At 69.8% G+C, this 14,421-nt stretch carries 13 protein-coding genes; 9 read left to right on the forward strand and 4 right to left on the reverse strand.

The features are described 5' to 3' along the window. Positions 1 to 102: 102 nt before the first annotated feature. The 4 genes from ACIQVI_RS00300 to ACIQVI_RS00315 all read left to right on the forward strand — a co-directional run bounded on the left by ACIQVI_RS00300 (position 103) and on the right by ACIQVI_RS00315 (position 2,133). Entirely contained in the window at positions 103 to 354 is a 252-nt protein-coding gene (locus ACIQVI_RS00300) for a hypothetical protein (protein WP_351969759.1), read from the forward strand. A 75-nt stretch (positions 355 to 429) separates the two neighbouring features. Beyond that, entirely contained in the window at positions 430 to 1,275 is an 846-nt protein-coding gene (locus ACIQVI_RS00305) for a helix-turn-helix transcriptional regulator (RefSeq protein ID WP_351969760.1), read from the forward strand. 49 nt (positions 1,276 to 1,324) lie between these two features. Next, entirely contained in the window at positions 1,325 to 1,900 is a 576-nt protein-coding gene (locus tag ACIQVI_RS00310) for a hypothetical protein (protein WP_403589514.1), read from the forward strand. Continuing rightward, the gene (locus ACIQVI_RS00315; RefSeq protein WP_403589516.1) at positions 1,897 to 2,133 is read left to right on the forward strand and encodes a hypothetical protein; all 237 of its coding nucleotides are present in this window, start codon (positions 1,897 to 1,899) and stop codon (positions 2,131 to 2,133) included. Before ACIQVI_RS00310 ends, ACIQVI_RS00315 begins: the two co-directional genes overlap by 4 nt. A 68-nt stretch (positions 2,134 to 2,201) precedes the next feature. On the opposite strand, the gene ACIQVI_RS00320 is transcribed toward ACIQVI_RS00315, so the two are convergent. Further along, positions 2,202 to 2,957: a hypothetical protein gene (locus ACIQVI_RS00320; RefSeq protein WP_403589518.1), complete on the reverse strand. Its 756-nt coding sequence runs from the start codon at positions 2,955 to 2,957 to the stop codon at positions 2,202 to 2,204. 106 nt (positions 2,958 to 3,063) lie between these two features. On the opposite strand from ACIQVI_RS00320, the gene ACIQVI_RS00325 reads away from it, so the two are divergent. After that, positions 3,064 to 4,152, forward strand: a complete 1,089-nt coding sequence (locus ACIQVI_RS00325) for a hypothetical protein (protein ID WP_403589520.1) — start codon at positions 3,064 to 3,066, stop codon at positions 4,150 to 4,152. 75 nt (positions 4,153 to 4,227) lie between these two features. On the opposite strand, the gene ACIQVI_RS00330 is transcribed toward ACIQVI_RS00325, so the two are convergent. Next, positions 4,228 to 5,757, reverse strand: a complete 1,530-nt coding sequence (locus ACIQVI_RS00330) for a UDP-N-acetylglucosamine 1-carboxyvinyltransferase (RefSeq protein WP_351969765.1) — start codon at positions 5,755 to 5,757, stop codon at positions 4,228 to 4,230. A gap of 51 nt (positions 5,758 to 5,808) precedes the next feature. Next, the gene (locus tag ACIQVI_RS00335; protein ID WP_351969766.1) at positions 5,809 to 6,165 is read right to left on the reverse strand and encodes a VOC family protein; all 357 of its coding nucleotides are present in this window, start codon (positions 6,163 to 6,165) and stop codon (positions 5,809 to 5,811) included. 531 nt (positions 6,166 to 6,696) lie between these two features. Here ACIQVI_RS00335 and acnA point away from each other — a divergent pair. Beyond that, positions 6,697 to 9,411 carry an aconitate hydratase AcnA gene (acnA, locus tag ACIQVI_RS00340; RefSeq protein ID WP_351969768.1) on the forward strand — a complete coding sequence of 905 codons (2,715 nt, stop codon included), beginning with the start codon at positions 6,697 to 6,699 and terminating at the stop codon, positions 9,409 to 9,411. A gap of 92 nt (positions 9,412 to 9,503) precedes the next feature. Here acnA and ACIQVI_RS00345 read toward each other — a convergent pair whose 3' ends face one another. After that, positions 9,504 to 10,412, reverse strand: a complete 909-nt coding sequence (locus ACIQVI_RS00345; RefSeq protein ID WP_351969769.1) for a VCBS repeat-containing protein — start codon at positions 10,410 to 10,412, stop codon at positions 9,504 to 9,506. Between the two features lie 543 nt (positions 10,413 to 10,955). Here ACIQVI_RS00345 and ngcE point away from each other — a divergent pair. The 3 genes from ngcE to ACIQVI_RS00360 all read left to right on the forward strand — a co-directional run bounded on the left by ngcE (position 10,956) and on the right by ACIQVI_RS00360 (position 14,372). Then, positions 10,956 to 12,398 carry an N-acetylglucosamine/diacetylchitobiose ABC transporter substrate-binding protein gene (gene ngcE, locus ACIQVI_RS00350; protein WP_351969770.1) on the forward strand — a complete coding sequence of 481 codons (1,443 nt, stop codon included), beginning with the start codon at positions 10,956 to 10,958 and terminating at the stop codon, positions 12,396 to 12,398. Positions 12,399 to 12,504: 106 nt separating this feature from the next. Continuing rightward, positions 12,505 to 13,434 (forward strand): carbohydrate ABC transporter permease, encoded by a 930-nt coding sequence (locus ACIQVI_RS00355; protein ID WP_121831248.1) that lies wholly within the window; start codon positions 12,505 to 12,507, stop codon positions 13,432 to 13,434. After that, positions 13,434 to 14,372, forward strand: coding sequence for a carbohydrate ABC transporter permease (locus ACIQVI_RS00360; protein ID WP_351969771.1), 939 nt, complete (start codon positions 13,434 to 13,436; stop codon positions 14,370 to 14,372). The genes ACIQVI_RS00355 and ACIQVI_RS00360 overlap by 1 nt, the downstream gene beginning before the upstream one ends. Positions 14,373 to 14,421: the final 49 nt, after the last annotated feature.

Consider the following 14,421-nt stretch of genomic DNA (forward strand, 5'->3'; position numbering starts at 1 on the left):
GAGGCCTCTTTCTTTCGCAAGCTCGCGCAAGCCAGTGGCAGTAGCCCTGCGCGACAGGTCACTCTCGGAGGGTCATCGACTCGCGGAAGACCTGGAGGCCTCGTGGCTCTGCATCTGCTGTGCAAGGACCCGGAAAGCCCGAACAACGGCAGCCCGACCCTCTACTACGACGACGTTTCCGACAGCTACCTGCTCCAGTCCTGGAAGGTGCTGGACCCGGACCGTCTGGCGTCGATCAAGGTACCGGACCACGAGACCGTGGTCGAGTTCCCCGGTCGGCTCCTGCGCCTGTTCCCGACCGCCGGAAGCGGCCCGCACGGCGGCGCAACACTGGAAGACGGCAAAGCCCTCTAGAACCTGACGGACCGCCACATACCGTCGTGGCGACAGGAATCGTAGGACCTTCGCGCCTGCCTGCACACTGGCGGAATGCCTACCTCATCCAGCGTCACACAAGCCCGCCTCGCCTTCGGAAGGCGACTGCGCCGCCTGCGCGAAGACCGGGGGATCTCCGCCCGGGAACTGGCCAGGCGGTGCGGGTGGCACGAGTCGAAGTGCAGCCGGATCGAGAACGGACACGCCGCCGCGTCGCCGGAGACGATCGAGGCGTGGGCGCGGGCGTGCGACGCGGAGGCCCTGATCGGTGAACTCGTCGAGGCGGCCCGCGGGATCGAGGGCATGTACGTCGAGTGGCGGGAGATGGAGCGCGCCGGCCTGCGGCAGGCGCAGGACAGCGTACGGGTGCTGTGGGGGCGGACGAAGAGGTTCAGGGCCTACGCGCAGAACCTGATCCCCGGTCCGCTGCAGACGCCCGAGTACACCAGGGCCGTCCTCGGCGGCATCCGGAAGAGGCGTGACCTGCCCGACGACGTCGAGGCGGCCGTGGCGGTACGGGCGGAGCGGCAGGCGGTGCTCGACGACCCGGCCAAGGCGTTCCACATCGTCCTGGAGGAAGGGGTGCTCTACCGGCGGATCGGGCCGCCGGAGCTGATGACGGACCAACTCGCCCGTCTCATCCAGCTCTCGGTCCTGCCGCACGTGCGCCTGGGCATCATCCCCCGCAACGCGGACCGTAGCCTCATGCCCCCGGTCGAGGACTTCTGGATCTTCGACGAGCGGCAGGTCAACGTCGAGCTCGTCTCCGCCTACCTGACCGTCAAGCAGAACCACGAACTCAAGCTCTACACCGGCGACTTCCAGCGCCTGTCCGACCTGGCCGAGCACGGCGGCCCGGTCTTCGCCCGCATCGCCTCCGCCCTCAACTCCTACAGCTGACGCGGCGGGTCCGACCGTGCCGGTCCCGCCGGACCCAAGGAGCGGCGGCATGAGAAGGCACACGGTCCGAGACCGGCACGACGCCCACGCCCGGGCGTTACGCGGGCCGGGACCCGGCCCCGAGACCTTTTACGACCACACCGGCGGACCGGCTTCCGGAACGCTGACCGTCACGGTCGCCGGGCTGGCCGCCCTCGCCCTCGTCCTGTCCGGGGCCATCACCGTCAGGCGGGACGCCGACGGCGCCGGCACGAAGGAGGAACCCGGCACCCTGGCCCACCGCCGGTTCCTGGCGGACCTTCCCGCCCACCGGCCCCCGGGCGAGAGCGTCGTCTCATCAGGAGTGTCCCGGCCCGGCGCCTCCGTCTTCGTGGACACCCGCTCCTTACCCGCCCGGCCGCCGCACCGGATCGCCTACCGCTGCCAGGGCACCGGAGGCGTCACCGCCACCGCGCTCGCCCCGGACGGAACCCGACACCGGCTTCCCTCCGTCGCCTGCGGACCGGCGATCACCTCCCTCGCCGTCGAGGACCACCGCTCGGTCACCCTCACCGGCGACGACCCCGGCGCTCTCCTGCTCTGGGCCGTCACCACCGCCCCGCACGGCCGCCCCGGACCCTCATGAAGCCGGCCCGGTTCCTCTGCCCCGTCCCCGACCACCACGGGACCTGCGCCCTGGAGGCGGCCGTCGCCGACCCGGCAGGACCGCGCGCCGAACCCGTCGACGGCGCGGTGGTCGTCCGCGGCACCCTCACCGACACCCTCTTCACCGCCGTACGGGTCTGCCACCCGACCCGGTACGTCACCCTCGACGACGACACCCTCGTCATCTGGCCCGCCCCCCGCCCCGGTACGTGAAGCACCGGACAAGAGCCCCCACGGGGACGCGCGCCCCCGCCCCGGCCGATCACGGCTGCGCGGACGGCTCAGGAGGTCGGCTCCGGCCGCAGCCGCGCGTACGGCGCGTCCGGGCAGCCCGCGTCCGGCGGGGCGAGCTTGAGGTAGGCGGTCGCGTACTGGGGGTTCTCGATCCGCCTGCCCGGCGCGGGCTCCTGGAAGCAGACCCGCCAGGTGCTCGGGTCGGCGGGCAGCGTGACGTCCGTGTAGACGCTCTCCGGGCGCACCTTCCGCACCCCGACCGCCCCCAGCAACTCCTCGGCCTTGAAGAAATCCGTCCCGGCGACGCCCGGCATCGACGGCCAGGGAACCTCCTCGCCGTCCGCACCGGGACAGGGCGCGTCGACGCGCACCACCCCGAGGTCGAGCACGGGCCGCTCCCCGCCCCGCTGCCCGGCCGCCGTCTGGAAGCACACCTTCCACCCGTCCGCGTCCCACTGCCCGGCGTTCTTCTCCGACGCGTCGTGCGTCACGACGTCGTACCCGGCCTCCGAGGCGAGGTCCCGCGCCTCCTTGAGCACCTTCCCCACGAGCCGGGGCGGCCCGACGGGCGTCGAAGGCGCGGCGGGAGCGCCCGTGGCCGCGACGGAGGAGGAGGGGGAGCCCCCCGGCCGGACACCGCCCTTCGCCTCCCCGGGCACCCTCCCCGGCTCCCCGGACGGATCCCCGAAGAACAGCAGACCGCCCCCGAACACCAGGAGCACACCGACGACGACGAACACCGGCCGCCGCCACCGGGGCCGTACGGCGGGCGGGGGCGCGGAGGGAGACGGGTACGAGTCCACGGCGGGATCGTAGGCCCGCCCCCGGGCCCACCGCCGGGGTATGCCCGGATCGGCGGAAACACGCCCTGGATATCCTCGGAATCCTTCACGGAGGGGACGGGCATTGATGCGCAGGACGGTGGTCCGCCTGACGGCGTGGACGGCGGGGGCGCTGGTCCTCGCTCTCCTGGCGACGTGGATCTGGTGGCGGGAGAGCGACACGGCGGCCCGCTGGCGCTTCGAGGAGGCCATGAAGACCTACTGCGGGGGCGTACTGGCCTACGAGGAGGGCCCGTTGTTCGACGGCCTCGGACACCACGTCGCACTGCGGGGCGACCACAGTGCGAGGAAGGACGCCCACACCTGTTGGCTGGGCACGCGGGGGCGGGAGGTCGTGGTGGCGCTCCTGCCCGGTGGCGATCCGGGTCCCGAGCAGTTGAGGGACACGCTGCCGCCGCTCCGTGACGAGGTGCTGCTGCCCGTCCCGCTGGGCGGGGGCTGGCGGGGCTGGATCGACGGCTCCTCGGCACGGGTCCTGCTCGGCTGCCGGGGAAGCGCGGACCGGGTCGCCGTGACGGTCGGCATGGTCTCCCCCCTGAGCCGGGGGGACGTGGAGAAGGTGTTCGCGGAGCCGGAGATGATGTGGGAGGAGACCGACCACCTCTTCGGAACCCGGTTCGCCCTCGCGACGGCGGTCAAGGCGGCCGGGCGCTGGGGCTGCGAGCCCGAGACGGGGAAGCCCCTCACGTCCCTGCCCGAGGTCACCGGCGACGAGGCGACCGACCGTGCGGACGGCACCTGCGCGGGCCTGCCCTTCGCCCGTGACCGGCGGCTGGACACCGTACGGGAGACCTCGGTCGACCGGTCCGCCGTGTACGAGGTCTGCGAGGTCGCGGCCTCGCACTACTTCGACGGCCGCTACTCCTTCACCGCCCGCTTCGGCCCGTACGCCCTGACCGGCCGGCGCGAGGGGCGCGTCCGCGACGTCACCGGCGAGGCCGGCGCCCGGGGCGGCACCCTCTGGGCCACCGCCCGCTGCCCCGGCGACACCGAACGCGCCCTGTTCACCGGCTACACACCGCCCGAGGCGGCCACGGTATGGCTCCCCGGCGAGAAGGGCGAGGAGACCTTCGGCCTCCCGGCCTTCCACGCGTTCGCGAAACGCTCGGCCGACCGCCACGACTGCACCGACCTGCGCCTGCCGAAGTCCCGCTGACACGACCGCCGCCGCACCCCGCGCCGACCCGCGATCACGGGGCCGGACAGGGTGCGGCGGTCGTGCCAAGGCGTACTAGATGTCCCGGAAGATCTCGATCTGCGCCCCGATCGAGTTCAGCCGCTCCGCCAGGTCCTCGTACCCCCGGTTGATGACGTACACGTTCCGGAGGACCGACGTGCCCTCGGCGGCCATCATCGCGAGGAGGACGACCACGGCGGGGCGGAGGGCCGGGGGGCACATCATTTCGGCGGCGCGCCAGCGGGTCGGGCCCTCGACGAGGACGCGGTGGGGGTCGAGGAGCTGGAGGCGGCCGCCGAGGCGGTTGAGGTCGGTGAGGTAGATGGCCCGGTTGTCGTAGACCCAGTCGTGGATCAGGGTCTTGCCCTGCGCCGTGGCCGCGATGGCCGCGAAGAAGGGGACGTTGTCGATGTTCAGGCCCGGGAACGGCATCGGGTGGATCTTGTCGATCGGCGCCTCCAGCTTGGAGGGGCGGACCGTCAGGTCGACCAGGCGGGTGCGGCCGTTGTCGGCGGTGTACTCGGGCGAGCGGTCGTGGTCGAGGCCCATCTCCTCCAGGACCGCGAGCTCGATCTCCATGAACTCGATCGGCACCCGGCGGATCGTCAGCTCCGACTCGGTGACGACGGCGGCGGCCACCAGGCTCATCGCCTCGACCGGGTCCTCGGAGGGGGAGTAGTCGACGTCCACGTCGATCTGCGGCACGCCGTGCACGGTCAGGGTGGTGGTGCCGATGCCGTCGACCCGGACGCCCAGCGCCTCCAGGAAGAAGCAGAGGTCCTGGACCATGTAGTTGGAGGAGGCGTTGCGGATGACGGTCGTGCCGTCGTGCCGGGCGGCGGCCAGCAGCGCGTTCTCGGTGACCGTGTCGCCGCGCTCGGTCAGGACGATCGGACGGCCGGGGGTGACCGAGCGCTCGACCTGCGCGTGGTAGATCCCCTCGGTGGCCGTGACCTCCAGGCCGAAGCGGCGCAGGGCGATCATGTGCGGCTCGATCGTGCGCGTGCCGAGGTCGCAGCCGCCGGCGTACGGCAGCCGGAAGCGGTCCATGCGGTGCAGCAGCGGGCCGAGGAACATGATGATCGAGCGGGTGCGGATCGCGGCCTCGGCGTCGATGGACTCCATGTCCAGCTCGGCCGGCGGGACGATCTCCAGGTCCACGCCCTCGTTGATCCAGCGGGTGCGCACCCCGATGGAGTTGAGGACCTCCAGGAGCCGGAAGACCTCCTCGATGCGGGCGACCCGGCGCAGGACCGTGCGGCCCTTGTTGAGGAGCGAGGCGCACAGCAGCGCGACACAGGCGTTCTTGCTGGTCTTGACGTCGATGGCGCCGGAGAGCCGGCGGCGGCCGACGACCCGAAGGTGCATGGGGCCCGCGTACCCCAGCGACACGATCTCGCTGTCGAGGGCCTCGCCGATCCGGGCGATCATCTCAAGGCTGATGTTCTGGTTGCCGCGCTCGATCCGGTTGACGGCGCTCTGGCTCGTGGCCAGCGCTTCGGCGAGCTGCGTCTGGGTCCAGCCGCGGTGCTGCCGGGCGTCACGGATGAGCTTGCCGATGCGTACGAGGTAGTCGTCTGCCATGGCGTCACGTTATCTCAGATATGAGATGAAGATCGGACCCGGGGTGGGCCGTCAGGGTGAAAGGTCGTGCGCGGTCGGGTGACGCGGTTCGTACAGGGGGAGTTCGGTGCCGCTCGGCAGCCGGACGGCCGCGAGCAGCCCCCAGCCCCGGTCGCTGATGGCCCGTGAGATCTCCGCCCCCCGGTCCTCCAGGGCCGTCAGGGTGCGGGTGAGGTCCTCGCACATCAGGTACACCTCGTGCCCCGGCTCGCCCTCCGTGGGGTGCATCGCGATCTCGGCGGGCGGCAGCTTGAAGACCAGCCAGCCGCCCCCCGCGTCCACGTGCTCGAACCCGAAGACGTCCTGGAGGAAGGCGCGGTCCGCCTCCGCGTCCCGGCTGTAGAAGGTCACGTGCACGCCGCTGAACATGCTCCGATCCTCGGCCCCCCGTGCGGCCACGGCCAGCCGTCCGCGTCCGTACGGGGGTGCGGGCCCGTATGGGCGGGGTGCGAGCGGCCGCCCTGCGCGACAGGACGCAGGATGCCCGTATGGAACGAGCCCCGCGCGTGCCCGACCTCTACCCGGGGCCGGGGCGCCGCCGCCACCGGGCTCGTCGCCGTCGCCGAGCGCGCGGGTTTCCGGCGGGAAGGGGTGCTGGAGGAGTGGCTGCGGGTCGGTGGCGAGCGTCGGGACGTGCTCGTGTTCGCGCGGTCCGGGGCCGCCGGGAAGACGGCACGACGGACTTCCCGGGCGCGCCGTCCCGACACTTCGCGGGCGCCCGGGCATGACCGAGCGACGGGGATGCACTAGAGTTATCTCGACATCGAGATAACTGCTTACGGCGCACCGTGGCCGCCCGGCCGGTAAGGGTTACCTAACTTAGCCTTACCTTAACGGATCCGCGAGGGGTCGTGGCGGCAGCATGACGGTAGTACGCGCACATTGATGAAGGAGACTGTCGTGTCGGCGAACAGCTTCGACGCCCGCAGCACGCTGCGCGTGGGCGACGAGTCGTACGAGATCTTCAAGCTGGACAAGGTCGAGGGCTCCGCGCGCCTCCCTTACAGCCTGAAGGTCCTCCTGGAGAACCTGCTCCGCACCGAGGACGGCGCGAACATCACCGCCGACCACATCCGGGCCCTCGGCAACTGGGACTCGCAGGCTCAGCCGAGCCAGGAGATCCAGTTCACGCCGGCCCGCGTGATCATGCAGGACTTCACCGGTGTGCCCTGCGTCGTCGACCTCGCCACCATGCGCGAGGCCGTCAAGGAGCTCGGCGGCGACCCGGCGAAGGTCAACCCGCTCTCCCCGGCCGAGCTGGTCATCGACCACTCGGTCATCGCCGACAAGTTCGGCACGAAGGACGCCTTCGGCCAGAACGTCGAGCTGGAGTACGGCCGCAACAAGGAGCGCTACCAGTTCCTGCGCTGGGGCCAGACCGCCTTCGACGACTTCAAGGTCGTCCCGCCCGGCACCGGCATCGTCCACCAGGTGAACATCGAGCACCTGGCCCGCACGGTCATGGTCCGCAACGGCCAGGCGTACCCCGACACCCTCGTCGGCACCGACTCGCACACCACCATGGTCAACGGCCTCGGCGTGCTCGGCTGGGGCGTCGGCGGCATCGAGGCCGAGGCCGCGATGCTCGGCCAGCCGGTCTCCATGCTCATCCCGCGCGTCGTCGGCTTCAAGCTGACCGGTGAGCTGACCCCCGGCACCACCGCCACCGACCTGGTCCTCACGATCACCGAGATGCTGCGCAAGCACGGCGTCGTCGGCAAGTTCGTCGAGTTCTACGGCGAGGGCGTCGCCGCCACCTCCCTGGCGAACCGCGCCACCATCGGCAACATGTCGCCGGAGTTCGGCTCCACCGCCGCGATCTTCCCGATCGACGGCGAGACCCTGAACTACCTCAAGCTCACCGGCCGCTCCGAGCAGCAGGTCGCGCTCGTCGAGGCGTACGCCAAGGAGCAGGGCCTCTGGCTGGACCCGGCCGCCGAGCCCGACTTCTCCGAGAAGCTGGAGCTCGACCTCTCCACGGTCGTCCCCTCCATCGCCGGCCCGAAGCGCCCGCAGGACCGCATCGTCCTCGCGAACGCCGCCGAGCAGTTCAAGCAGGACGTCCGCAACTACGTCGACAGCGTCGACGAGGCGGGCCGGGAGTCCTTCCCGGCCTCCGACTCGCCGGCCATCGCGAGCGCCGCCCCGTCGAACCCGGTCGAGGTGACCGCCCCCGACGGCTCCACCTACACGATCGACCACGGCGCCGTCACCGTCGCCGCGATCACCTCCTGCACCAACACCTCGAACCCGTACGTCATGGTCGCCGCCGCGCTCGTCGCGAAGAAGGCCGTGGAGAAGGGCCTGACCCGCAAGCCGTGGGTCAAGACCACCCTCGCCCCGGGCTCGAAGGTCGTCACCGACTACTTCGACAAGGCGGGCCTCACCCCGTACCTCGACAAGGTCGGCTTCAACCTCGTCGGCTACGGCTGCACCACCTGCATCGGCAACTCCGGCCCGCTGCCGGAGGAGGTCTCCAAGGCCGTCAACGAGCACGACCTCGCGGTCACCTCGGTCCTCTCCGGCAACCGGAACTTCGAGGGCCGCATCAACCCCGACGTCAAGATGAACTACCTGGCCTCCCCGCCGCTGGTCGTCGCCTACGCCCTCGCCGGCTCCATGAAGGTGGACATCACCAAGGAGGCCCTGGGCACCGACCAGGACGGCAAGCCGGTCTACCTGTCGGACATCTGGCCGACCGAGGCCGAGGTGAACGACGTCGTCGCCAACGCCATCGGCGAGGACATGTTCAACAAGTCCTACCAGGACGTCTTCGCGGGCGATGCCCAGTGGCAGGCGCTGCCGATCCCGACCGGCAACACCTTCGAGTGGGACGCCGAGTCCACCTACGTCCGCAAGCCCCCGTACTTCGAGGGCATGACGATGGAGACCACCCCGGTCTCCGACATCACGGGCGCCCGCGTCCTGGCCAAGCTGGGCGACTCGGTCACCACCGACCACATCTCCCCGGCCGGCGCCATTAAGGCCGACACCCCGGCCGGCAAGTACCTCACCGAGCACGGTGTGGAGCGTCGTGACTTCAACTCCTACGGCTCGCGCCGTGGCAACCACGAGGTCATGATCCGCGGCACCTTCGCCAACATCCGCCTGCGCAACCAGCTCGCGCCGGGCACCGAGGGCGGCTACACCCGCGACTTCACCCAGGCGGACGGCCCGGTCAGCTTCATCTACGACGCCTCCCGCAACTACATCGAGCAGGGCACCCCGCTCGTCATCCTGGGCGGCAAGGAGTACGGCTCCGGCTCGTCCCGCGACTGGGCCGCCAAGGGCACCGCGCTGCTCGGCGTCAAGGCCGTCATCACCGAGTCGTACGAGCGCATCCACCGCTCGAACCTCATCGGCATGGGCGTCCTGCCGCTCCAGTTCCCGGAGGGCCAGTCCGCCGACTCCCTCGGCCTGACCGGCGAGGAGACCTTCTCCTTCACCGGCATCGAGGAGCTCAACGAGGGCACCACGCCGCGCACGGTGAAGGTCACCACCGACACCGGCGTCGAGTTCGACGCGGTCGTCCGCATCGACACCCCCGGCGAGGCGGACTACTACCGCAACGGCGGCATCATGCAGTACGTGCTCCGCAACCTGATCCGCGGCTGACCCCGGATCCGGCAGCACGAAGCGGGCCCCGCTCCTCGGAGGAGGAGCGGGGCCCTTTCGTGTCGCCGTTCACCGGTTCACCGGCGGGACGGTCAGAACAGCTCGCGGAAGCCGTTCCAGCCGTTGGTGCCGATCTGCACGCGGCCGCTGTACGGGGCGGAGGCCTTGCCCGTGCCCTTGTACAGCCACAGCGCGCCGGCCTTGTCGCGGGCGACGAGGTCCGCGACGCCGTCGAAGTTCAGGTCACCCGTGGACACGAGGGCGTTGTACTCGTTCCAGCCGCCGCCGATGCGGGTGCGGGAGCTGAAGGGCGCCTTGTAGTTGCCCGTGCCCTTGTACAGCCACAGCACGCCGGACTTGTCGCGGGCGACGAGGTCGGCCTTGCCGTCGCGGGTCAGGTCGCCCTTGCCCGCGATCTGGGTGTAGGCGTCCCAGCCGCCGCCGACCCGGTAACGCGGGGTCAGGTTGCCGTTGCCGTGGCCCAGGTAGTGCCACAGCACGCCGTAGCCGTCGCGGGCGATCAGGTCGTCCGACGCGGCGCCGCCGGTGTTGCCGGCGGAGATGATCTCGTTGTAGATCTGCCAGCCGCCGCCGATGTCGCGCGGCGCGCCCACGTCGGTGTAGTGCAGACGGCCGCTGCGGACGGCGTAGAAGCCGTTCGAGCCGCCGTTGCCGTCCAGGTCGACCTGGGTGAAGTGCTTGTGCGAGGTCCAGCCGGTGCCGGAGTTGTCCGCCTGGCGCTGGATGACGCCCCCGCCGACCGGCTTGTAGCCCCAGATGGTGCCCGCGCTGTCGACGCCGTAGAGGTAGTTGCGCGGCGTCGGGACGGCCGCGGCCGCGAAGGCGGTCGCGTTCGAGGACTGCTCGGCGGCGGGGGTGAAGGACGGCGGCGCGTCGGCCGCGACGGCGGCGGTGGTGGTGCCGACGAGCGCGGCCGTTATGGCGGCCACGGTGATACGGGACAGGGTGCCCGTGCGGTTCAGGCCGGAAGTCTTGGCCACGTATGTACTCCAGATCCGTACGGAATGAGGAAGGCGCCGCCGCGCCCTTCGTCCGGGCGCGCTGCGGCGGGACCCTCATGATTGCGGATCGTTCTCATCGAACCTTCATCCCACAGGAGGTCTGTGACACAACTGTTTCGCTCCGGACACAACCGTTTCGGTTCGACGGTATGCCCCCTTTGCCCTCGGCGTCTCCGGGCCGCGCCGTCGGGGCCGCGTCCCGGCCCCCGTACGGGTAGTTCCGGACCCGTGTCAAGGGTGTCGGCGGACGGATGGTTGGACGAAACGCCGCAGATCCAGCGTGGTTATCCCGCAGGTCTCAACTCGGGAAAGATGGTTGTCGAAACCTGCTTTCGATCTTGCTCAGGCGAAGGGAAGTGGACTATACCTGTCGCGTCCAGGCCGTCGTATCCATCGACGACGGACCGACGCGTGCACGACCCGGCTGCAAATGACCGCGGTGGCGGGGCCCTTCGCCTGAGGCGAGTGAGAACGGGCGACCGGTACACCGCCTGAGTCCTGAATGAAGGCGAGGACTTGAGCATGGGATCCACCTCCGCACAGACCAATGAGGGCCTCGGCCGTCGCGATCTGATCAAGCGTTCCGCCGCTATCGGTCTGATCTCCGTACCGACCATGGGGTTCCTGTCCGCCTGTGCGAGCAGTGACAGCGGTGGCAACGGAAAGGTCGAGAAGGGTACGAAGTCCGACAAGAACCCGCTCGGCGTGAACGAGTCGGCACCGCTCGACTTCGTCCTCTTCGACGGCGGATTCGGACAGCAGTACGCCAAGGACGCGATCAAGGTCTACGAGACGAATTACCCCAAGGCCAGCGTCAAGTTCACCCCGACCCAGAAGATCACCACCACGCTGCAGCCGCGCTTCAACGGCGGCACCCCGCCGGACCTCATCGACAACTCCGGCGCCGAGCAGATGGACATGGGCGTCCTGGTCGGCCAGAAGCAGCTCGCCGACCTCACCCCGCTGCTCGACGCGCCGTCCGTCGACGACCCGAGCAAGAAGGTCCGCGACACCCTGCGGCCCGGCATCGTCGAGATGGGCCAGTTCGACGGCGAGCAGTGTTGGATCCTCAACTACGCCTACACCGTCTACGGCGTCTGGTACTCGCAGAAGCTCCTCGACTCGCTCGACGCGAAGTACCCGGAGACCTGGGACGAGATGCTGGCCGTCTGCGAGAAGGCCAAGAAGAAGGGCATCGCCGCCTGGACGTACGCGGGCAAGCACCCGTACTACGTCCCCTTCTCGCTCTACCCGATGATCGGCAAGGTCGGCGGCCGCGAGGTCCTCGACGCCATCGACAACCTGGAGCCCAAGGCCTGGGAGCACCCGGCCGTCAAGGCGTGCTTCGAGGCGTACTACGAGCTGGTCCAGAAGGGCTACATCCTCAAGGGCACGCCCGGCCTCGACCACATCCAGTCGCAGACCGCCTGGACCGAGGGCAAGGCGCTGTTCATCCCGAACGGCTCCTGGGTCGAGAACGAGGCGGCGAAGACCATGCCGGCCGACTTCGCCCTGGCCGTCTCCGGCCCGACCGGCCTCGACGCCTCCGACAAGATGCCGTTCGGCACCATCTGGGCCGCCGGCGGCGAGCCCTTCATCGTCCCGGCCAAGGCGAAGAACGCCGAGGGCGGCATGGAGCAGCTGCGCATCATGCTCAGCGAGGCCTCCTCCAAGAACTTCACGCAGTCCGTGAAGTCCCTGACCGCCCTCAACGGCGGCACCGACGGCATCGAGCTCTCCCCGGGCCTGAAGTCCGGCGTCGCCGCCCTGGAGAAGGCCGGCCAGAACGTCGTCAACCCGCGCCTCCAGGACTGGTACGTCGCCCTCCAGAAGGAGAAGATCGGCGTCGCCGGCATCGGCGAGATGATGGCCGGCCGCGCCACCCCGGCCGAGACGATCAAGAAGATCCAGAAGTTCGCCGACGAGGCGGCCAAGGACTCCTCGATCAAGCACTACAAGCACTGATGAGCGGTGCCGGGGCCCCTTCCCGCCGACCGGGAGCGGGCCCCGGCCCCTTGGCGCGCGGCACGAGCGGCGTGCCCGGCGCGGGAAAGATCGGGGTCGGTAGGAAATGCAACACGGCAAGTACCGTTTCATCGTGGGGTTCCTGGCGGCCCCCCTCGCGCTCTACGCGCTCTTCGTCATCTGGCCGTTCATCCAGTCCATCTACTACTCCTTCACGGACTGGACCGGACTGAGCCCCGAATTCGGAATGATCGGATTCGACAACTACAGCAGGATGCTGGACGACGAGATCTTCTGGAAATCGCTCCAGCACAGCCTGACCTTCGCGGTGGTGCTGCCGCTGGTGACCGTCGGCCTCGCGCTCTTCTTCGCCTTCATGCTCAATGTCGGCGGTCGGCGCCGCAAGGGAGCGGCCATCGCCGGTGTGCGCGGGTCGTCCTTCTACAAGATCGTGTATTTCTTCCCGCAGGTGCTGTCGATCGCGATCGTCGCGCTGCTCTTCCAGTTCGCGTACAACCCGAACAGCGGAGCCATCAACTCCGTACTGAAGGGCGTCGGTCTCGGCAGCGTCCAGCCGGACTGGCTCGGAGACCCGGACCTCGCCCTCATCTGCGTGATGGTCGTCCTCGTCTGGTCCACCGTCGGATTCTTCGTCGTCCTCTTCTCGGCCGGCATGGCGTCCATTCCGAAGGACTTCTACGAGGCGGCCCTCCTCGACGGCGCGAACCGCTTCACCACCTTCTTCAAGATCACCCTGCCGCTGCTCTGGGACACCGTGCAGTCCGGGTGGATCTACATGGGCATCCTCGCCCTCGGCGCCGAGTCCTTCGCCGTCGTCCAGATCATGACCGTCGGTCCCAGCGGCGGCGGGCCCGACTACTCGACCATCGTCCTGCCGCTGTACGTGTACCAGAAGGCGTTCCGGGACGGTCAGGCCGCCTACGCCACGACCATCGGCGTCGCCCTGCTCGTCGTGACCCTGGCCTTCGCGGCCGTCGTGATGAAGCTGGGCCGGCGCGAGCGGCTGGAGTTCTGATGAAGATCACCGACACGACCCCCGCCGGCGTGGAGAACCCCGGCCCCCCGTCGGGACCGGACCCCGTGGTCACCAAGACGAAGGCCCCCGCGCCCCGCAAGGAGCCGAAGGGCGAGGGCGTCACCCTCAACGTCTTCTCGCACGGCATCCTGATCCTCTGGGCGATCATGGTCGCCATGCCGCTGCTCTGGGCGGTCATGACCTCCTTCAAGACCGACCGGGCGATCTTCACCTCCCCGTGGGCCCTGCCCGACCGGCTGCACTTCGAGAACTGGTCGCGGGCCTGGACCGAAGCCCACATGAGCGACTACTTCCTGAACACCATCCTGGTGGTCGGCGGCTCGCTCCTCGGCACGCTCCTCTTCGGCTCGATGGCGGCCTACGTCCTGGCCCGCTTCGAGTTCCCGGGCAACCGCTTCATCTACTTCCTCTTCATCGGCGGGATGAGCTTCCCGATCATCCTGGCGCTCGTGCCGCTGTTCTACGTGATGCAGAACATGGCCCTGCTCAACACGCTGCACGGCCTGATCCTCGTGTACATCGCGTACTCGCTGCCGTTCACCGTCTTCTTCCTCACGGCCTTCTTCCGCACCCTGCCGACCTCGGTGGCGGAGGCGGCCTTCGTGGACGGGGCCTCGCACACCCGGACCTTCTTCCAGGTGATGCTGCCGATGGCCAAGCCGGGCCTCATCAGCGTCGGCATCTTCAACTTCCTCGGGCAGTGGAACCAGTACCTGCTGCCGACCGTGCTCAACACCGAGCCGGAGCGGAAGGTGCTCTCGCAGGGGCTCGTCCAGCTCGCGGTCAGCCAGGGCTACAAGGGCGACTGGTCCGGACTCTTCGCCGGCCTGGTGATGGCCATGCTCCCGGTCCTCGCCGCGTACATCATCTTCCAGCGGCAGGTGGTGGCCGGTCTGACCGCCGGCGCCGTGAAGTGACCCCCCGGGCCGCACCGGCCCCCACCGCTCCCGAAGGGCCCCCGGCGCA

This window comes from Streptomyces sp. NPDC098101, from assembly GCF_044760185.1.
Taxonomy (GTDB): Bacteria; Actinomycetota; Actinomycetes; order Streptomycetales; family Streptomycetaceae; genus Streptomyces.